Origin of the sequence: Streptomyces sp. NPDC058525, from assembly GCF_042719495.1 — a bacterium.
Taxonomy (GTDB): domain Bacteria; phylum Actinomycetota; class Actinomycetes; order Streptomycetales; family Streptomycetaceae; genus Streptomyces.
In genome coordinates this window covers 22,177-40,178 of record NZ_JBHXNP010000088.1, presented here as the reverse complement: position 1 = coordinate 40,178, position 18,002 = coordinate 22,177, and the positions used below count along the sequence as shown (strand labels likewise).

Below are 18,002 nucleotides of genomic sequence, written 5' to 3'. Positions count from 1 at the left end.
GCGGACACCGGGATGCTGGCGGCGCTGCACGTGCTGGCGGCCCTGGGCGGCCAGGACGGCCCGCTGTCGGGCCTGGTGGCCTCGTACGACCGCTACGCCGGTTCGGGTGAGATCAACTCGACGGTCGCCGACCAGGCGGGCCGGCTGGCGGCGGTGAAGGCCGCGTACGGGGGCCGGGCGGACGTGGAGCTGGACGAGCTGGACGGCCTGACGGCCACGGGCGCCGACTGGTGGTTCAACGTCCGCGCCTCGAACACCGAGCCCCTGCTGCGCCTGAACGTGGAGGCCCGCGACGAGGCGACCCTGGCGAAGGTCCGCGACGAGATCCTGTCCCTGATCCGCGCCTGACGTGCTGGCGGGGCCGGGTCTGCCGCTGTGCGGCGATCCCGGCCCCGCATTTCAGCCCCGCCGGCGTTTGAGGCGCGGGGTCCGGGGCAGAGCCCCGGCAACGGCGCCGCACCCACCCACCACCGACGCGGCACGAACCCGCCTCGCCGACCCCAACCAGCCCGCCTGGGGCTCATTCCAGCCCCGCCGGCCCCAACCAGCCCCGCCGGCGTTTGAGGCGCGGGGGCCCGGGGGCCGGCCCCCGGCAACGGTGCCGCGCCTGCCCCGGTTTCGGCCGGCCCGGGCCCAGGGCCGGGCTAGGTGCGTCCGGTCAGCGACAGCAGGTCACGGGCCGGGCCCGCCGGCCGCGCCCCGGCGGGCCAGACCGCCCGCAGCGCCCGCCCCAGCGCGGCCCCCGCGACCGGCACCTCCACCAGCCTCCGCGCCGCCAGCTCGTCCCCCAGCGCCAGCTCCGACAGCACGCACGGCCCGGCCCCGCTCAGCGCCGCCGCCTTCACCGCGGTGGTCGACGCCAGCTCCAGCAGCGGCGCGGCCAGCCCCCCGCACCCGGCCAGCGCAGCGTCCAGCACCTGCCGCGTCCCCGACCCCCGCTCGCGCAGGATCAGCGGCGCGGAGGCCAGCTCCGCCACCTCGACCCCCTTCGAGCGCCGCGCCCACGCGTGCCCCGGCGCCACCGCCACCACCAGCCGGTCCTGCGCGATCACCGCCGAGTCCAGCCCGTCCGGGACCGTCAGCCCCTCCACGAAGCCGAGGTCCGCGTCGTGTGCGAGGACCCGCTCCGCGACGTCCGCCGAGTTGCCCGCGTGCAGCGACACCGCCGTGTCCGGCCGCTGCCCGCGCAGCGCGATCAGCCATCCCGGGAGCAGGTACTCCGCGATCGTCATGCTGGCGGCCACCCGCAGCCGCGAGTCCCGCTGCCCGCGCAAGGCCTGCGCCCCCGCGTCGAAGGCCTCCGCCGCCTCCACCACCCGCCGCGCCCAGTCCGTGACGAGCGCGCCTTCCGCCGTCAGCGTCGACCCCCGCGGCGACCGGTCCACCAGCGCCACCCCGAGCCGTGCCTCCATCGCCCGGATCCGGCTGCTGGCCGCGGGCTGGGTGATCCCCAGCCGCCGGGCCGCACCGCTCAGGCTCCCCACGCGCGCCACCGCGAGCAGCAGCTCCAACGCCCCCAGGTCCGGCACCCGGTGTGCCAGCGGCACCCACTCCTCATTACCCATAACATCAGTTTATGGCCCTATAGCGAGAAGGTCTCTGCCACCCGCTCCCACCAGGGACGACGCTGGATCCATGGCCACCACCCTCGTGCGACCCCGCACCACCGTCAGCACCCCCGAGACCGCTCCCCGGGCCCACAAGGCCCTGCGGCAGCTCGGCCCCAACTGGTACGCCTCGATCATGGGCACGGCGATCATCGCCAACGCCGGCGCCACCCTCCCGTACCAGCTCCCCGGCCAGCGCGTGGCCTGCCAGCTCGTCTGGGCGCTGTCCGCCGCCGCACTCGCCGTGCTGCTCACCGCCCGCGCCGGCCACTGGCTCCACCACCGCGACCAGGCCCGCGCCCATCTCCTCGACCCCGCCGTGGCCCCCTTCTACGGCTGCCTCTCGATGGCCCTGCTGGCCGTCGGCGGCGGCACCCTCATCGTCGGCAAGGACCTGATCGGGACCGGCGCGGCCGTGGCCGTCGACGCCGTGCTGTTCACCGCCGGCACCGCGATCGGCCTGGTCATGGCCGTGGTGGTGCCCTACCTGATGGTGGTCCGCCACAAGGTCGAGGCCAGGCAGGCCACCCCCGTCTGGCTGCTGCCCCTGGTCTCCCCCATGGTCTCCGCCGCCCTCGGCCCCCTGCTGATACCCCACCTGCCCGCCGGCCAGCCCCGCGAGGCCATGCTGCTCGCCTGCTACGCGATGTTCGGCCTCAGCCTGCTCGCCACCCTGCTGATGCTCCCCCTGGTCTTCGGCCGGCTGATCCTCGGCGGCCCCCTCCCCCTGGCCCTGACCCCCACCCTGTTCCTGGTGCTCGGCCCCCTCGGCCAGTCCACCACCGCCGTGAACCAGCTCGCCGACATGGCCCCCCAGTCGATCGGCGCCCCCTACGCCGGCGCCCTCGGCGCCTTCGCGGTCGTCTACGGGGTCCCCGTCATGGGCTTCGCCCTGCTGTGGCTGGCCCTCGCCGCGGCCATGCTGGTGCGGGCCGCCCGCAACGGCATGGGCTTCGCGATGACCTGGTGGGCCCTGACCTTCCCCGTCGGCACCTGTGTCACCGGAGCCGCCGGGCTGGCCCGCCACACCGGCCTGACCGCCTTCTCCTGGCTGGCCGCGGCCCTGTTCCTCGGCCTGCTGACCGCCTGGCTCCTCGCCGCCACCCACACCCTGCGGGGCTTGCTCTCGGGCCGACTGCTCGCAGCCTAGCCCGCGGCCGGGTACCCGCCGTCCGGGTCGGGCGGCGGGTACGGCCTTCAGCGCGCCGCGCGCACGGCGTCCGCCAGCAGCTGCGGCGCCTCGGCCAGCGAGGGGCCGTACCAGGTCAGGTGCCGGCCGCTGACCAGGGCCGCCGGGAGGCCTGGGAAGGCCTCCGGGCCGTCCTGTGCGGTGAAGCGGTACGGCTCGTCCGGGAGCACGACCAGGTCGCAGCCCGAGGCCGCGAGCTCCTCCACCGGGATCCTCGGATACCGCTCGGGGTGCCCGGCGTAGACGTTGCGCACGCCCAGCCGGGCGAGCAGGTCGCCCGCGAAGGTGTCCCGGCCCAGCACCATCCACGGCCGCCGCCACACCGGTACGAAGGCCGTCAGATCGGCGGCCGGCTCCACCCGGGCCCACGCGGCCTCGGCGTCCGCGAGCCACCCCGGCCTGGCCAGCCCCAGCACCCCCACCAGCAGCCGGTCCAGCTCGCGCAGGGCCTGCGGGAGGTCGCGCACCTCGGTGACCAGCACCTCCACCCCGGCCGCCCGCAGCGCCGCCAGGTCCGGGGCCCGGTTCTCCTCCTCGTTGGCGATGACCAGGTCCGGGCGCAGCTCCGTGATCGCGCGCACGTCGGGGTTCTTCGTCCCCCCGATCCGCACGGCGCCCCCGAGGTCCCCGGGGTGGGTGCACCAGTCCGTGACCCCGACCAGCAGTCCCGGCGCGCTCTCGGCCACCGCCTCGGTCAGGGACGGCACCAGCGAGACGACCCGCCGCACGCCGCTCAGTGGCCCGGGGACGGCGGCTCGGAGGTCGCGTGGATGTGGTCGCCCACCGCCACCACCAGGATCCGGGTGTCCTCGGTGACGGCCCGCCAGCGGTGCCGGACGCCTCCCGACAGGAACAGCGCGTCGCCGCTCTCCAGCCGGTACGCCCGCCCCTCCGCCTCCACCTGGCAGGCGCCCGCGACCACGTACATCAGCTCGTCGTTGCGGTGCTGGTACTCGCGCCCGGCGTCCTGGTCCCCGGTGAACTCCAGCGCGTGCAGCTGGTGGTGCCCGCGCACGAGGGGCCGTACGCCCGGCACCGGGGTGAGCCCGGATTCGTCACCGGCCCGTACGAGGTCCACCGTGCGCGCGGTGTCGGACGCGGCGAGCAGCTCGACGGCCGTGGTCTCCAGCGCGTCGGCGACCCGTTCCAGGGACCGCATGCTGGGCCGGGCCCGCTCGTTCTCTATCTGGCTCAGGAACGGGACCGACAGCCCGCTGCGCGCCGAGACGGCGGCAAGGGTCAGATGGAGCGCGCGGCGCCGCTTGCGCACGGCCACGCCCACCCGGAGCGGCTCCTTGCCGTCCTTGTCCTTTTCCTTGTCCCTGTCCATGGCCATGCCCTCGGGGCTCTTGTCGTCCAGGCCGTCCGTGCCGTCCCTGCCGTTCATTTCGGGGCTGCCCTCCCCTTGTCCGTCGCACATCGGTGTGCTGTAAGCACCTTACGCAGCAACCGCCCCCCGTTTCGCGTGCACGGGTGTTCCCGTACCGGATCGCTCACGGTCCGTGGCCGTCCGGCGGCCCGTCCGGCGGCCCGTCCGGCGGCCGGTCGGGGTGCGGCATCATCGTCTGCGTGACGACACGACGCCTGATGCTCCTCGACACCGCCTCCCTCTACTACCGGGCCTACTTCGGCGTGCCGGACTCCGTGAAGGCCCCCGACGGCACCCCGGTCAACGCCGTGCGCGGGCTGCTCGACTTCATCGGCCGGCTGGTCCAGGACCACCGCCCCGACGACCTCGTGGCCTGCATGGACGCGGACTGGCGGCCGCACTGGCGGGTGGAGCTGATCCCCTCGTACAAGGCCCACCGGGTCGCGGTGGAGACCGAGACCGGACCGGACGTGGAGGAGACCCCCGACACGCTGGCCCCGCAGGTCCCGATCATCGAGGCGGCGCTGGACGCCTTCGGCATCGCCCGGGTGGGCGTGGCCGGCTACGAGGCGGACGACGTGATCGGCACCCTCACCGCCCGCGCGAGCGGCCCGGTGGACATCGTCACGGGCGACCGCGACCTGTACCAGCTGGTGGACGACTCCCGGCAGCGGCGGGTGCTCTACCCCCTCAAGGGCGTGGGCACGCTCCAGGTGACGGACGAGGCGTGGCTGCGCGAGAAGTACGGCGTGGACGGCCCCGGCTACGCGGACCTCGCCCTGCTGCGCGGAGACCCGAGCGACGGCCTGCCGGGCGTCCCCGGCATCGGGGAGAAGACGGCGGCCAAGCTCCTCGACGCCTACGGCTCGCTCGCCGGGATCATCGCGGCGGTCGACGACCCGAAGTCGAAGCTGACACCCACACAGCGCAAGCGGCTGGACGAATCCCGCCCCTATCTGGCGGTGGCTCCCAAGGTGGTCCAGGTGGCCGCCGACGTCCCGCTTCCGCCCTTCGACCCGGCCCTTCCGGCCGCCCCGGCACAGCCCGAACTCGTCGACGCCCTCGCCCATCGGTGGGGTCTGGGTGGAGCCGTGTCGCGCCTCAGCAGCGCGCTCCGGCCATGAGGTGCTAACTTAGGTAATCCTAAGTTGGTTCAGGGGAGTCAGGGGAGACACCGTGGCAGAAGGACGCGCCCGTTCCGTCGGCACCGCCGTCGTCGTACGCACCGAGCGGCTCACACCGCACATGGTGCGCATCGTTCTGGGTGGTGACGGGCTGGCCGGATTCGGCGCGGGCGAGTTCACCGACCACTACATCAAGATCCTCTTCCCCCCGCAGGGCGTCACGTACCCCGAGCCGTGGGACCTGGAGCGGATCCGCGCCCACTTCCCGCGGGCGCAGTGGCCGAGGCAGCGCGCGTACACCGTACGGAACTGGGACGCCGCGCACCGCGAGCTGACGCTCGACTTCGTCGTCCACGGCGACGAGGGCCTGGCCGGCCCCTGGGCGGCGCGGGTCCAGCCGGGTGAGGTCGTACGGTTCCTCGGCCCGGGCGGCGCGTACGCCCCGGACCCGACGGCCGGCTGGCACCTGCTGGTCGGCGACGAGAGCGCGCTGCCGGCGATCGCGGCGGCGATGGAGCGGATGCCGGCGGGTGCGCGGGTGCACGCCTTCGTGGAGGTCGAGGGCCCCTCGGCCGAGCAGAAGGTCGCCACCCCGGACGGGGTCGTCCCGGTCTGGCTGCACCGCGGCGACCGCCCGATCGGCAAAGCCCTGGTGGAGACGGTCATGGCCCTGGAGTTCCCCTCCACAGACGTCCACGCCTTCGTCCACGGCGAAGCCGGCTTCGTGAAGGACCTCCGCCGCCACCTCCGCCTGGAACGCGGCGTGGCCCGCGAACGCCTGTCCATCTCCGGCTACTGGCGCCTGGGCGAAACGGACGAGGGCTGGCGCGCGATCAAGCGCGACTGGAACGCGGCAGTAGAAGCCGAACAGGACCACGCCACCGCCGCCTAGCCGCCTGCGGCGCCGCCAGCCCCCATCCCAGCCCCGCCTGGGGCTCATTCCGGCCCCGCCGACGCTCGCCATTCCAGCCCCGCCGACGCTTGCCATTCCAGCCCCGCCGGCGTTTGGCATTTCAGCCCCGCCGGCGCTTGAGGCGCGGGGGTTCGGGGGCTGGCCCCCGACAACGGCGCCGCACCACACCCCAGCCCCGCCGGCGCTTGAGGCGCGGGGGCTCGGGGGCAGCGCCCCCGACAACGGCGCCGCGCCCCAGCCAGGCCACCGGCGGAGCCAGCCCGCGCGGATTCGCCCGCCCGGCGGGACAATCACCTCATGCGTACGCGTCGCGCAACCGCCGGGGCCGCGCTGGCAACGGCAGCGGCCGGCACCCTGCTGGCAACCGCAGGGACAACGGCCCCCAGCCCCCCGCCCGCCCCCAAGCCCGCCCTCACCGACGAGGCCGTGGCCAGGGCCGTGGACCGCCTGGACCGCACGGTCCAGGACATGATGCGCCGCACCGGCGTCCCCGGCGTCTCCGTGGCCGTCGTCCACGACGACGAGGTCGTCCACCTCAAGGGCTTCGGCGTCCGCCGCACCGGCGGGAGCGCGGCCGTAGACCCCGACACCGTCTTCCAGATCGCCTCGCTCTCCAAGCCGGTGTCCTCCACCGTCGTGGCCGGCACCCTCACCGGCCCCGACGAGTGGGACCGCCACGTCCCGCTGCCCGGGTTCTCCCTGAAGGACCCCTGGGTCACCGGCCACGTCACGACCGCCGACCTGTTCTCCCACCGCAGCGGCCTCCCCGACCACGCCGGCGACCTCCTCGAGGACCTCGGCTACGACCAGTCGTACATCCTCGACCACCTGCGCCTGGTACCCCTGACCCCGTTCCGCGCGAGCTACGCCTACACCAACTTCGGCCTCACCGCCGCCGCCGAGGCCATCGCCCGCGCCAAGGGCACCAGCTGGCAGAAGCTCAGCGCCGACACCCTCTTCAAGCCCGCCGGCATGACCCGTACGAGCACCGAGTTCTCCGCCTACACGAACTCCCCCGACCGCGCCGTCACCCACGTCAAGAACCCGGACGGCACCTGGAGCCCCCGCTTCGTCCGCGACCCCGACGCCCAGGCGCCGGCCGGCGGCGTCAGTTCCACCGCCCGCGACATGTCCCGCTGGCTGCGCCTCCAGCTCGCCGGCGGCACCCTCGACGGCAAGCGGATCATCCCCGCCGACACCCTGGCCCGCACGCACCTCCCCGAGATCGTCTCGCAGCCGCCCGCGAACCCGGCCGGCCGCACCGGCTTCTACGGCCTCGGCTGGAACGTCTCCTACGACGACGCCGGCCGGCTGCGCCTGAGCCACTCCGGGGCCTTCGAGCTCGGCGCCAACACCAACGTCACCATGCTCCCGCTGGAGCGCCTCGGCATCGTCGTCCTGACCAACGGCGCTCCCGTCGGCCTCGCCGACGCCGTCGCGCTCGACTTCTTCGACTTCGCCGAGCACGGCAAGGCCACCGCCGACTGGCTGGGCCTGGCCGGCTCCCTCTACGAGCAGATGCAGGACGCGGCCCGCTCCCCCACCGACTACTCCGACCCGCCCGCCGCCGCCCGGCCCGCCCAGGACAGCGCCGCGTACACCGGCACCTACGTCAGCCCCTACTACGGCAAGGCCACCGTGACCGCCGACGACAAGGGCGCGCTCACCCTCGCCCTCGGACCGAAGCCGCTGCGCTTCCCGCTCGCCCACTACGACGGGGACACCTTCAGCTTCGAGACCGCCGGCGAGAACGCGGTCGGCCGCACGGGGGTGACCTTCGCCGACGGCACGCTCCGCGTCGAGTACCTGGACGCCGACCACCTGGGCACCTTCACCGAGCAGTAGCGGTGTCCGCATAGCCTGTCCCCGATGAGACGCAGAGCCCAGCCACCCCCTTCTCCCCTCCCCCAGCGCGCCGGCATCGACCCGGTCCGGCTGCGCCTGCCCCCCGACCCGGACGGCGCCTGGCCGGACCTCGGCAGCTACCTCGCCGCGCACTACGCGGGCGGGCCCGGCGCCGAGGCCGTCGCCCGGCTGCTGGCCGCCGGCCGGGTGCTCGGCCCCGGCGGCCGCGTCCTGCACGCGAGCGACCCGTACGAGCCGGGCGGCCACCTGTGGTTCCACCGCGACCTGCCGGTGGAGGCGCCCGTCCCGTTCGCGGTCCGCGTCGTGTACCGCGACGCGCACCTGCTGGTCGTGGACAAGCCGCACTTCCTCGCGACCACCCCGCGCGGCAGCCACGTCACCCAGACCGCCCTCGCCCGGCTCCGCGCGGAGCTGGACCTGCCCGCCCTCAGCCCGGCGCACCGGCTGGACCGGCTGACGGCCGGGCTGGTGCTGTTCAGCGTCCGGCCCGAGGACCGCGGGGCGTACCAGCTGCTGTTCCAGCAGCGCCGCGTGTACAAGGAGTACGAGGCGCTGGCGGCCCACGACCGGGCGCTCGTCTTCCCCCGCACGGTCCGCAGCCGCATCGAGAAGGCCCGCGGGGTCATCGCGGCGACGGAGGTGCCGGGCGCGGAACCCAACGCGGAGAGCCTGGTGGAGCTGACCGCCGCCCGCGAAGGGCTGGGCCGCTACCGGCTGACCCCGCACACGGGCCGCACCCACCAGCTGCGCGTGCACATGAACAGCCTCGGCCTGCCCATCCTGGGCGACCCGGTGTACCCGCAGGTCACCGACCCGGCTCCGGACGACTACCGCAGGCCGCTGCAACTCCTCGCCCGCGTACTGGAGTTCACCGACCCGGTCACCGGCATCGGCCACCGCTTCGAGAGCGGCCGCACCCTCCAGGCCTGGCACGACCGCACCGGCTGGGAACAGGGCCCGGGCGGGAGCGGCGGCTAGGCCGGCGCGTCGCCCCCCAGCGGCCCGGTGCCGCCGACCCCCGCGATGCGCAGCGCCGCATCGGCGGTGGCCTCCGCGAAGACGGCGACCGGCCGTCCGGGATCCGCGCGGTGGATCAGCATGACGCCCTCGATCAGCCCGAAGACGAGGTCGTTGCGCAGCGCCAGCGCGGCCCCGTCGCCGGCCAGCTCGGCGCCCACGCCGGTCCCGTCGAGCAACACCCGGTAGGCGTCCTTGAGTTCGCCGCGCATCCGGCGGAACCGCTCGAAGCGGGCTCCCGCCACCTCGGGCAGCAGGTAGAGCGCCCCCAGGTTGCACGGGCCCCCGCACAGCAGCAGCACGTCGGAGCGGCACAGCTCCCACAGCCGTCGCGCGGCGGGCCGCTCCCCGTCGGCGAGCAGCTGCCGGGCCAGCACCAGCGAGGGTGCGACGGTGGACTCCAGCAGCTCGGCGAGGAGGTCCTCCTTGCCGCCGAAGTAGTGGTACATGGTGGCCTGGCGCATTCCGGCCCGTTCGGCGACCGCCCGCGTGGTGGTCGCCGCGTACCCCAGGGCGGTGAACAGCTCGGCCGCCGCGCAGAGGAACTCCTCGCGCGGCGGCCGGCCGCTCCGCGGTCTCAGCCGGTCGGCACGTGGCCGACCGACCCGTCTCGGCCCTTCGCCCGCTCCCCCACTCATGGGCCGATCGTCGCACACGGCACGTCGATTCGATCATGGCAAGAGATCAGATCGCGCCGTCCCCGCCTTCGGAGGAAGCCCCAACTGCGGCTAGCCGACGGAGCTGTAGGCCACCACACCCCGCAGCAGCGCGTCGACGGCCTTGCGGGCGTTGCGGGCCACCGTGCTGCCGCTGTCGCCCGAGGCCGACGGAGCCGCGGCGGCGACCTGCCCCAGCACGTCGATGACCTGCTTGCACCAGCGCACGAAGTCGCCGGCCGGCATCTCCGCCTCGCGCAGCACCTCGTCCAGGCTCTTGTCGGAGGCCCACTGGTAGGCCGCCCACGCGAAGCCGAGGTCCGGCTCGCGCTGGCCCACGCCCTCCGCCTGGTTGATGCGGTGCTCCTCCTCCAGGGCGTCGAGCCGGCCCCAGATGCGGACCATCTCGCCGAGCGCGGCCTTCGCCGCGCCGCCCGGCACCTTCGGCGCGACCGCGTCGTCGGCCTGGCGTGCCTCGAAGACCAGCGCCGAGACGCACGCGGCCAGTTCGGCCGGGCTCAGGCCCTCCCAGATGCCCGCGCGCAGGCACTCGGAGGCCAGCAGGTCCAGCTCGCCGTAGAGCCGGGCGAGCCGCTTGCCGTGCACGGTGACCTCGTCCTCGCGCAGGTAGTCCAGCTCGGTCAGGAGCGCGTGGATCCGGTCGAAGGTGCGGGCGATGGTGTTCGTCCGTCCCTCGATCCGCCGCTCCAGCTGCTGGGTGTCCCGCTTGAGCCGGTGGTAGCGCTCCGCCCAGCGGGCGTGGTCCTCGCGCTCGTCGCAGCCGTGGCAGGGGTGCGCCCGCAACTCCGCCCGGAGCCGGGCGATCTCGCGGTCGTCGGCCGCCGCGGCCCGGCCGCGCCCGCGCCGTTCGGGCGGGATGTGCCCGGCCTTGGAGCGCAGTTGGGAGGCCAGGTCCCGACGGGACTGCGGGGAGCGGGCGTTGAAGGTCTTGGGGATCCGCATCCGGTCGAGCGCCTCCACCGGGACCGGGAAGTCGATCGCGGCGAGCCGCTTGACCTGCCGCTCGGCGGTGAGCACGAGCGGGCGCGGGCCCTCGGCGTACTCGTACCCGCGGTGCCCGTTGACCCGCCCGGCCGGCACGCCCGGGTCCAGGACCAGCGCGAGCCCGGCGAACTTGCCCGTCGGCACGTGGATGATGTCGCCCGGCTTGAGCTTCTCCAGCGAACTGGCCGCCTGCACCCGCCGCTGCGCCGCGCCCTGCTTGGCCAGCTCGGTCTCGCGGTCCTTGAGGTCCCGGCGCAGCTGCGCGTACTCCTCGAAGTCGCCGAGGTGGCAGGTCATGCCCTCCCGGTAGCCGTCGAGGCCCTCCTCGTTGCGCTGCACCTGCCGGGAGATCCCGACGACCGAGCGGTCGGCCTGGAACTGCGCGAAGGAGGTCTCCAGCAGCTCGCGCGAGCGGTGCCGCCCGAACTGGCTGACCAGGTTCACGGCCATGTTGTAGGACGGCTTGAAGCTGGAGCGCAGCGGATACGTACGGGTGCCCGCGAGCCCGGCGAGGGCCGCCGGGTCCATGCCCCGCTGCCACAGCACCACCGCGTGGCCCTCGACGTCGATCCCGCGCCGTCCGGCCCGGCCGGTGAGCTGCGTGTACTCGCCGGGGGTGATGTCGGCGTGCTGCTCGCCGTTCCACTTGACCAGCTTCTCCAGGATGACCGTGCGCGCGGGCATGTTGATGCCCAGGGCCAGGGTCTCGGTGGCGAAGACGGCCTTGACCAGGCCCCGTACGAAGAGCTCCTCCACGACCTCCTTGAAGGTGGGCAGCATGCCCGCGTGGTGCGCGGCGATGCCCCGCTCCAGGCCTTCGAGCCACTCGTAGTAGCCCAGGACGTGCAGGTCCTCGTGGGGGATGGAGGCGGTCCGCGCCTCGACGATCTCGCGGACCCGCAGGCGGGCGGCGTCGTCGTTGAGCCGCAGGCCCGCATACAGGCACTGCTGGACGGCGGCCTCGCAGCCGGCCCGGCTGAAGATGAAGTTGATGGCGGGCAGCAGCCCGTCGCCGTCGAGGCGGGCGATGACCTCGGGCCGGGAGGGGGTCCAGATCCGGCCGCGGGAGCGCCGCTCGCGCTCGCGGTCCGCCTCGCGGACCATCTTTCCGCGCCGCCGGTCCTTGGGGCTGTAGGTGCGGCTGTTCTCTTCGCGCGCCATCCGCAGCAGGTCGGGATTGACCTCGCGGCGGGCGGAGCCGCGGCCTCCGTGGTCGGACTCCTCCTCGAAGAGGTCGAAGATCCGCCGGCCGGCCATGACGTGCTGCCACAGCGGTACGGGCCGCTCCTCCGAGACGATCACCTCGGTGTCGCCGCGCACGGTGTCCAGCCAGTCGCCGAACTCCTCGGCGTTGGACACGGTCGCGGACAGCGACACCAGGGTCACCGACTCGGGGAGGTGGATGATCACTTCCTCCCACACGGCTCCGCGGAACCGGTCGGAGAGGTAGTGCACCTCGTCCATCACGACGTACCCGAGGCCGCGCAGCGACTGGGAGCCCGCGTACAGCATGTTGCGGAGCACCTCGGTGGTCATCACGACCACCGGCGCCTCGGAGTTGACGCTGTTGTCGCCGGTCAGCAGGCCCACCTTGTCGGCGCCGTAGCGCTTGACGAGGTCGGCGTACTTCTGGTTCGACAGGGCCTTGATGGGCGTCGTGTAGAAGCATTTGCGGCCCTGCTGGAGGGCCAGGTGCACGGCGAACTCGCCGACGATCGTCTTGCCCGAGCCGGTCGGAGCGGCCACCAGGACGCCCTTGCCCGCCTCCAGAGCCTTACAGGCCTCGACCTGGTACGGATCCAGGTCGAATGCGTACATCTCGCGGAAGGGCGCCAGCGCGCTGGCCTCTTCGGCGGCGCGGATCCGGGCAGCGGCGTACCGCTCGGCCGGTGAGAGTTCTTCGGTCATCTTGAGTTCGAGCCTACCCGCCACCTCTGACAACAGTCGCGATCATTTAAGTGAGCAGGCGCAGGGCCCCGGGGACGCACTCGGCGGTCACCGGGAGCGGCCCGACCGGCTCCCCGTCGGCCTAGGCGGTGAGCCCGGCGGCCTCCAGGGTGACGGTGCGGGCCCGGTGGACGGTCACCTTCGGGTGGCCGAGGTGGGTCCCCTTGTAGACCCGCGGGAACACGGTGAGCAGGGTGGCCTCGGTCTCGATGACCGGGCCGTCGTCGAGGGTGATCCGGTACGGGAACGGCCGGAAGGCGGCCAGCTCCGCGATCATCGCCAGGTCGTACTTGAACCGCCGGTCGGCAGCCGCATCCGGTTGCCCCGGTCGTTGACCTTGGAGTCGAAGCCGGAGCACAGCACGGTCCCGTACCAGGTGTCCCGCACCCGGCCGAGGTCGATCTCGCGGATCCGCCCCTCCTTGAGGGCCGCCGCGGCCAGCCGCCCGGCCCGCTCGGGCTCCCGTACGGGCAGTCCCAGCGCCCGCGCGAAGTCGTTCCCGGTGCCGACGGCGACCACCCCGAGCGGTACGTCGGTCCCGGCCAGGGCCTGGAGGGCCAGCGAGACCATGCCGTCGCCGCCCACCGCGATCACCGCGCCGGTGCCCTCGCGGACGGCGGCGCGCAGCCGGGCCAGGGCGTCGGGGGCGTCGGCTCCGACGACGCTGCGTACGGAGAGGCCGGCGGCCCGCAACGCGGAAGCGGCCGGTTGCGCGGCGTGCGCGCCCCGGCCGCGTCCCGCGGTGGGATTGACGAAGAGGGTGATCTCGGAAGTCACCCGCGCGGGGGCACCTCCCAGCGGTAGCTGGGGGCGTACCTGTCAGGTGGCGTCGTCGTAACCGTTGATCCGCTGACGGCCGCCGTCCGCCTGGCCGGGCAGCGCGGCGGGCGGGGGCACCGCTTCCATCTCGCCGATCGGCGCCGGGGTGAGGTCCAGCTCGGCGGCTTCGTCGTCGTCGAGGCCCGCGTCCGGGTCGTTGCGCCTGCGCCTGCGGTCGTTGACCAGGCAGACGGCGAGCGCGATGAAGTAGAGGGCCACGATCGGGGCGGCCAGCGACAGCATGGTGAGCGGGTCACCGGTGGGCGTCGCGAAGGCGGAGAAGACGGTGATGCCGAGCACCATGGCCCGCCACCAGCCCGCCAGCCGCTTCGCGGTCAGCACCCCGGTGAAGTTCAGCAGGATCAGCAGCAGCGGCAGCTCGAAGGCGAGGCCGAAGACGACGACCATGCGCGTGATCAGGTCGAGGTAGTCGTCGACCGGGAGCAGGTTGCGCGTGTGCTCGGGGGTGAAATCCAGCAGGATCGTCGCGGTCTGCGGGAGGACTTTGTACGCGAGCACGGCGCCGGCACCGAACAGCGGGGCACCGATCGCGACGAAGCTCATCGCGTACTTCTTCTCGTGGCCGTGCAGCCCCGGGGCGGTGAACGCCCACAGCTGGTACAGCCACACCGGGGCGGAGAGCACCACACCGGCGGCGAGCGACACCTTCAGAGCGATCGAGAAGGGTGCGATCAGGCCGTTCACCGTCATGTCGGCGCAGGGCTTGCCGTTGCGCTGCGAGACCACCCCGTCGGTGCAGCCGACGGAGTCCAGCATCGGCCTCAGCATGAAGTCGATGAGCTCCTTGTAGAAGAAGGCCGCCACGACGGTGATCACGAGGATCGCCAGGACCGACTTCAGCAGACGGTTTCTCAGCTCACGCAGGTGCTCGACGAGAGGCATGCGCCCTTCGGCGTCCTTGGCCTGTCGTCCTTGCTTCTCCTGCTTGCGGGCAGACTTGAGCAACCCACGTCCCTTGTCTCGTTGCAGATGACTGGCGTGTCCGGCTTGCGTCAGCCCTGGGTGGTGCGGTTCGGCTCGTTGACGGGCCGGGAGCTGGTGACGTCACCGGGCGCGGCCTGGATGGTGCGCGGGGCGACGGGCTGCTGCGCGGCCTGGTCGGCGGCCGGCGCGGCGGTGGCCGCGTCCTCCGCTTCGCCGTCCTTCTTCATGGCCTTCGCCTCGCTCTTGAGGATGCGGGCCGACTTGCCGAGGGAACGGGCCATCTCGGGGAGCTTCTTGGCGCCGAACAGCAGCACGATGACAGCGATGATCAGAAGGATCTCAAGGGGCTTCAGATTGCCGATCATGTGTGTCTTCCTTCTCACCGAAGCGGCTGGTTGTGGTGGCTGTGGACGGCTCGGACACAGATCCGGTAACCGCTCAGGCAAGGATCGTAACCCCCGGGGGTAAACGCACGGCAATCCCCCGGGATATCCCCGCTTGCGCGCGGGGCCATTGTTCACACCCCGTTCGCACCGGTTCATCCCGCTTTACGGCCGCACGCCACGGCCCGCCCGGGCAAGATCGGCCGAGGCCCGCTCGAGGTCCTCCGACGCGTCCGCGATCCGCCGGCTGGCCACCGCGACCTGCCCGGAGAGCCGGCGGACCTCCACGAACACGCGTACGGCGGGCACGGCGAGGACGGCGATCCCGAGGAAGCCCAGGGCAATTGCGAACATCGGCCACAGCATGGGACGAGCCTAGGCCACCGGGCGGCTCAGACGCTGCGCAGGGTGCTCACGCCGCCGCCGGTCAGCAGTTCCACGATGCGCTCGCCCGCGGGTTTGCGGACGGACGCGGCGCACCGCGGGCAGGTGAAGGAGTAGAAGGTGGTCCGCCGGCTGCCGCCGATGACCAGCCGCAGGGCGCCCGCGTCCAGCTCGAAGCGGGCGCGGCAGTCGGGACACGCCGCCTTGAAAGAGACAGACCCTGATGACACTGACGTAGCCGACATCGACCGCCGCTCCCCTCAGACCTGTTCCCCGTACCCCGCCAGCGCCTCCCGGGCCGCGCTGCGCGCACTGTCCGCCAGCTCCGCGGGGGCCACGATCCGCCCCTCGCGGCCCAGCCGCAGCGCGAGCCTGCGCAGCGAGGCCGGGTCCGGGCTGCGCAGCGTGATCCGCAGGCCGCCGCCGGGCAGCTCCTCGGCGCTGTCGTGGGGGTAGTACTCGGCCACCCAGCGCCCGCCGGGCCCGACCTCGACCACCACCTCCGGGTCCTCGGCGGCCGGCTGGACCAGCCCCTCGGACAGGTCGCGCGGCTCGATGGCGGGCGGCTCGGCCCGCTCGTCCAGCAGCCGGATCTCGGCGACCCGGTCGAGGCGGAAGGTGCGCCGGGCCTCGGAGAGGTGGCACCACCCCTCCATGTACGTGTGCCCGACCGCGAAGAGCCGGATCGGGTCGACCTTGCGCTCGGTGAGCTCGTCGCGCGCCGGCGAGTAGTACCGCAGCCACAGCCGGCGGCGCTCCGCGATGGCCCGGTCGACGTCCGCGAAGACCCCGCCCTCCGATTCGAAGGTCACCGACAGCCGGGAGCTGGCCCCGGCGGCCTCGCCCGCCGCGGCCTCCAGCTTGGCGGTGGCGCGCAGCAGCGCGTCCCGGTCGCCCTCGCGCAGCCCCGGCAGGGTGGCCACCGCGCGGGCGGCGACCAGCAGCGCGGTCGCCTCGTCGGCGGCCAGCCGCAGCGGCTCGGCGGTGGACTCGCCCGAGGCGTCGGGATTGCGCCACCAGATCCGCTCGCCGTCGGTGTCGATGTCGAGCAGGTCCCCGCCGCGGAAGCTGGTGCCGCACATGGGCAGCACGTCGAGGTCCGAGATCAGCTCGTCCTCGGTGATCCCGAAGGCGCGCGCGACGTCGGCGACGTGCGCGCCCGGGCGCTCGCGCAGATACGTCACCAGGGACAGCATCCGGCGGGTCTGGTCGATGGCGTTGGCAGCCATGGTGGTACGTCTCCCCCTCAGGGCGTAGCTCACAGGTGTTCCGGGTCAGCCCTGGGCGACGGCGCGCAGCCGGTCCACCACGTCCGCCCGCAGATCGGCCGGTTCCACGACCACCACGTCCGGGCCGAACTCCACGAGCCAGGCGTCCAGCCCGTGCCCGTACGGGATCTCCAGCTCGTCCCAGCCGTCCCCGCCCTCGCGCACCGCGGTGGCCTTGGCCCGCAGCGGGTAGCCCGCCCCGGCGCGCAGCCGGATCAGCGCGGAACGCTCCGCGCTCTCCCCGGCCCAGCTCGCCACGGTCTCCCGTACGGTCACCACGTCCGGCACCTCGGCGGTGTAGCGGCCCGCGCGGGAGCGCACCTTGCCGGTGATCCGCGAGAGCCGGAACACCCGCTCCGCCCCGCGGTCCCGATCGAATCCGGCCAGGTACCAGTGCCCGCGCCAGCACTCCAGCGCCCAGGGCTCCACCTGCCGGGTCCCGGGCGTGGCGGCGGTGGACTTGCGGTAGTCGAAGACCACCGGCCGGCGGTCCCGGCAGGCCAGCATCAGCGGCTCGAAGGCCGCCTCGTGGACCGGGATGCGCGGCTCGATGGCACTGTGCTGCCCCTCGTACGGGTCCCCCGCCTCCGGCATGCCCCCGGCGCGCAGCTTCTGCAGGGCGCCGCTGGCGGCCCCGGCGAGCCGGGCCTGCTGCCACACCTTCGCCGCCAGGCCCAGGGCCGCGGCCTCCTCGGCGTCCAGGGAGACGGGAGGCAGCCGGTTGCTGTCCCGGCGGGCGAGGTAGCCGATCTCGCCCTCCAGGTTCTCCACCGTCTCGATGACGAGGCCGAGTTCCCGCAGATCGTCCTTGTCCCGCTCGAACATGCGGTTGAAGGACTCGTCGTTGCCGGCTTCCAGGTAGGCCTCGATGGAACCGCGCAACTCCCGCTTGCTCAGCGGCCGTCGGGTCCCCAGAAGGCACAGCGCCAGATTCATCAGCCGCTCGGCCTTGGCAATCGCCATCGACGCCGTTCCCCCGTTCTCGACACACACTCGTGAGCGCTGACCGTACCGTCCCGGCGGTCCCGGACAAAAGCGAGGGCCCCCGCCTCACGGCGGGGGCCCACAGCGTGCGCGTCCTCGGTATCAGACGGCGATCAGGTCGCAGACGAAGATCAGCGTCTCGCCCGGGGCGATCACGCCGCCGCCCGCGCCGCGGTCGCCGTAGGCGAGGTGCGCGGGGATGACCAGCTGCCGGCGGCCGCCGACCTTCATGCCCTGGATGCCCTGGTCCCAGCCCGTGATGACCTGGCCGGCACCCAGCTTGAAGTCCAGCGGCGCCCCGCGGTTCCAGGACGCGTCGAACTCCTCGCCGGTGGAGAGGGCCACACCCACATAGTGGACCTTGACGAAGTCACCGGCCTTGGCCTCGGCGCCGTCGCCCTCCCAGATCTCCTTGATCACCAGGTCGGCCGGAACGCCGCCCTCGTAGAAGTCGATCTCGGGCTTCTCGAGCTTGTCGCTCACGGAACTGCTCCTCATACGTACGAACGGGGGCCCAACCGGAACA

General features: G+C 73.5%; 17 protein-coding genes and 2 pseudogenes. 6 read left to right on the top strand and 13 right to left on the bottom strand.

All coding sequences use genetic code 11. The annotated features are described in order from the left end of the window. A pseudogene (gene manB, locus ACFWP3_RS31770) lies at positions 1 to 348 on the top strand (phosphomannomutase/phosphoglucomutase); the annotation flags it as partial. Between the two features lie 296 nt (positions 349 to 644). On the opposite strand, the gene ACFWP3_RS31765 reads toward manB, so the two are convergent. Then, a complete protein-coding gene (locus ACFWP3_RS31765; RefSeq protein WP_384227931.1) occupies positions 645 to 1,565 on the bottom strand; it encodes a LysR family transcriptional regulator in 921 nt (306 codons plus the stop codon). 70 nt (positions 1,566 to 1,635) lie between these two features. Between ACFWP3_RS31765 and ACFWP3_RS31760 the strand changes: the two genes are divergently transcribed. Next, on the top strand, positions 1,636 to 2,757 hold the full coding sequence (locus tag ACFWP3_RS31760) for a TDT family transporter (RefSeq protein ID WP_384227929.1): 1,122 nt from the start codon (positions 1,636 to 1,638) through the stop codon (positions 2,755 to 2,757). A gap of 47 nt (positions 2,758 to 2,804) precedes the next feature. Here ACFWP3_RS31760 and ACFWP3_RS31755 read toward each other — a convergent pair whose 3' ends face one another. Next, on the bottom strand, positions 2,805 to 3,524 hold the full coding sequence (locus ACFWP3_RS31755) for a helical backbone metal receptor (RefSeq protein ID WP_384227927.1): 720 nt from the start codon (positions 3,522 to 3,524) through the stop codon (positions 2,805 to 2,807). Between the two features lie 5 nt (positions 3,525 to 3,529). Then, positions 3,530 to 4,126 (bottom strand): helix-turn-helix domain-containing protein, encoded by a 597-nt coding sequence (locus tag ACFWP3_RS31750; protein ID WP_069923721.1) that lies wholly within the window; start codon positions 4,124 to 4,126, stop codon positions 3,530 to 3,532. A 257-nt stretch (positions 4,127 to 4,383) separates the two neighbouring features. Here ACFWP3_RS31750 and ACFWP3_RS31745 point away from each other — a divergent pair, with 257 nt between their 5' ends. The 4 genes from ACFWP3_RS31745 (at position 4,384) to ACFWP3_RS31730 (ending at position 9,046) form a co-directional block, all read left to right on the top strand. Continuing rightward, positions 4,384 to 5,289 carry a 5'-3' exonuclease H3TH domain-containing protein gene (locus tag ACFWP3_RS31745; RefSeq protein ID WP_384227935.1) on the top strand — a complete coding sequence of 302 codons (906 nt, stop codon included), beginning with the start codon at positions 4,384 to 4,386 and terminating at the stop codon, positions 5,287 to 5,289. Positions 5,290 to 5,341: 52 nt separating this feature from the next. Then, positions 5,342 to 6,181, top strand: a complete 840-nt coding sequence (locus tag ACFWP3_RS31740) for a siderophore-interacting protein (RefSeq protein ID WP_384227925.1) — start codon at positions 5,342 to 5,344, stop codon at positions 6,179 to 6,181. A 318-nt stretch (positions 6,182 to 6,499) separates the two neighbouring features. After that, on the top strand, positions 6,500 to 8,047 hold the full coding sequence (locus ACFWP3_RS31735; RefSeq protein WP_384227922.1) for a serine hydrolase: 1,548 nt from the start codon (positions 6,500 to 6,502) through the stop codon (positions 8,045 to 8,047). 24 nt (positions 8,048 to 8,071) lie between these two features. Continuing rightward, positions 8,072 to 9,046 carry an RluA family pseudouridine synthase gene (locus ACFWP3_RS31730; protein ID WP_384227920.1) on the top strand — a complete coding sequence of 325 codons (975 nt, stop codon included), beginning with the start codon at positions 8,072 to 8,074 and terminating at the stop codon, positions 9,044 to 9,046. On the opposite strand, the gene ACFWP3_RS31725 is transcribed toward ACFWP3_RS31730, so the two are convergent. From ACFWP3_RS31725 to ACFWP3_RS31680, 10 genes and pseudogenes are all read right to left on the bottom strand, one after another. Then, the gene (locus ACFWP3_RS31725) at positions 9,043 to 9,723 is read right to left on the bottom strand and encodes a TetR/AcrR family transcriptional regulator (protein WP_384227917.1); all 681 of its coding nucleotides are present in this window, start codon (positions 9,721 to 9,723) and stop codon (positions 9,043 to 9,045) included. The genes ACFWP3_RS31730 and ACFWP3_RS31725 overlap by 4 nt on opposite strands. Before the next feature lie 90 nt (positions 9,724 to 9,813). Further along, the gene (locus tag ACFWP3_RS31720; protein WP_384227915.1) at positions 9,814 to 12,654 is read right to left on the bottom strand and encodes a DEAD/DEAH box helicase; all 2,841 of its coding nucleotides are present in this window, start codon (positions 12,652 to 12,654) and stop codon (positions 9,814 to 9,816) included. Between the two features lie 46 nt (positions 12,655 to 12,700). Further along, a pseudogene (locus ACFWP3_RS31715) lies at positions 12,701 to 13,470 on the bottom strand (diacylglycerol kinase family protein). Between the two features lie 42 nt (positions 13,471 to 13,512). Next, the gene (tatC, locus tag ACFWP3_RS31710; protein ID WP_384227913.1) at positions 13,513 to 14,478 is read right to left on the bottom strand and encodes a twin-arginine translocase subunit TatC; all 966 of its coding nucleotides are present in this window, start codon (positions 14,476 to 14,478) and stop codon (positions 13,513 to 13,515) included. A 47-nt stretch (positions 14,479 to 14,525) separates the two neighbouring features. After that, positions 14,526 to 14,822, bottom strand: coding sequence for a Sec-independent protein translocase subunit TatA (gene tatA, locus ACFWP3_RS31705; RefSeq protein ID WP_384227911.1), 297 nt, complete (start codon positions 14,820 to 14,822; stop codon positions 14,526 to 14,528). Between the two features lie 183 nt (positions 14,823 to 15,005). After that, positions 15,006 to 15,206 carry a hypothetical protein gene (locus tag ACFWP3_RS31700; RefSeq protein ID WP_384227909.1) on the bottom strand — a complete coding sequence of 67 codons (201 nt, stop codon included), beginning with the start codon at positions 15,204 to 15,206 and terminating at the stop codon, positions 15,006 to 15,008. 26 nt (positions 15,207 to 15,232) lie between these two features. Further along, positions 15,233 to 15,469, bottom strand: a complete 237-nt coding sequence (locus tag ACFWP3_RS31695) for a hypothetical protein (protein WP_384227906.1) — start codon at positions 15,467 to 15,469, stop codon at positions 15,233 to 15,235. A gap of 15 nt (positions 15,470 to 15,484) precedes the next feature. Continuing rightward, positions 15,485 to 16,453 carry a helix-turn-helix transcriptional regulator gene (locus tag ACFWP3_RS31690; RefSeq protein WP_384227902.1) on the bottom strand — a complete coding sequence of 323 codons (969 nt, stop codon included), beginning with the start codon at positions 16,451 to 16,453 and terminating at the stop codon, positions 15,485 to 15,487. 45 nt (positions 16,454 to 16,498) lie between these two features. Next, positions 16,499 to 17,455: a helix-turn-helix transcriptional regulator gene (locus ACFWP3_RS31685; RefSeq protein WP_384227900.1), complete on the bottom strand. Its 957-nt coding sequence runs from the start codon at positions 17,453 to 17,455 to the stop codon at positions 16,499 to 16,501. A 123-nt stretch (positions 17,456 to 17,578) separates the two neighbouring features. Further along, positions 17,579 to 17,974, bottom strand: coding sequence for an FKBP-type peptidyl-prolyl cis-trans isomerase (locus tag ACFWP3_RS31680; RefSeq protein ID WP_384227897.1), 396 nt, complete (start codon positions 17,972 to 17,974; stop codon positions 17,579 to 17,581). Positions 17,975 to 18,002: the final 28 nt, after the last annotated feature.

Coding starts and splice junctions, on each gene's coding strand:
- ACFWP3_RS31760 (WP_384227929.1), top strand. CDS start 1,636: ATGGCCACCACCCTCGTGCGACCCCGCACCACCGTCAGCACCCCCGAG.
- ACFWP3_RS31690 (WP_384227902.1), bottom strand. CDS start 16,453: ATGGCTGCCAACGCCATCGACCAGACCCGCCGGATGCTGTCCCTGGTG.
- ACFWP3_RS31685 (WP_384227900.1), bottom strand. CDS start 17,455: ATGGCGATTGCCAAGGCCGAGCGGCTGATGAATCTGGCGCTGTGCCTT.
- ACFWP3_RS31735 (WP_384227922.1), top strand. CDS start 6,500: ATGCGTACGCGTCGCGCAACCGCCGGGGCCGCGCTGGCAACGGCAGCG.
- ACFWP3_RS31695 (WP_384227906.1), bottom strand. CDS start 15,469: ATGTCGGCTACGTCAGTGTCATCAGGGTCTGTCTCTTTCAAGGCGGCG.
- ACFWP3_RS31750 (WP_069923721.1), bottom strand. CDS start 4,126: ATGGACAGGGACAAGGAAAAGGACAAGGACGGCAAGGAGCCGCTCCGG.
- tatA (WP_384227911.1), bottom strand. CDS start 14,822: ATGATCGGCAATCTGAAGCCCCTTGAGATCCTTCTGATCATCGCTGTC.
- ACFWP3_RS31680 (WP_384227897.1), bottom strand. CDS start 17,974: ATGAGGAGCAGTTCCGTGAGCGACAAGCTCGAGAAGCCCGAGATCGAC.
- ACFWP3_RS31730 (WP_384227920.1), top strand. CDS start 8,072: ATGAGACGCAGAGCCCAGCCACCCCCTTCTCCCCTCCCCCAGCGCGCC.
- ACFWP3_RS31720 (WP_384227915.1), bottom strand. CDS start 12,654: ATGACCGAAGAACTCTCACCGGCCGAGCGGTACGCCGCTGCCCGGATC.
- ACFWP3_RS31725 (WP_384227917.1), bottom strand. CDS start 9,723: ATGAGTGGGGGAGCGGGCGAAGGGCCGAGACGGGTCGGTCGGCCACGT.
- ACFWP3_RS31765 (WP_384227931.1), bottom strand. CDS start 1,565: ATGGGTAATGAGGAGTGGGTGCCGCTGGCACACCGGGTGCCGGACCTG.
- ACFWP3_RS31700 (WP_384227909.1), bottom strand. CDS start 15,206: ATGCTGTGGCCGATGTTCGCAATTGCCCTGGGCTTCCTCGGGATCGCC.
- ACFWP3_RS31745 (WP_384227935.1), top strand. CDS start 4,384: ATGCTCCTCGACACCGCCTCCCTCTACTACCGGGCCTACTTCGGCGTG.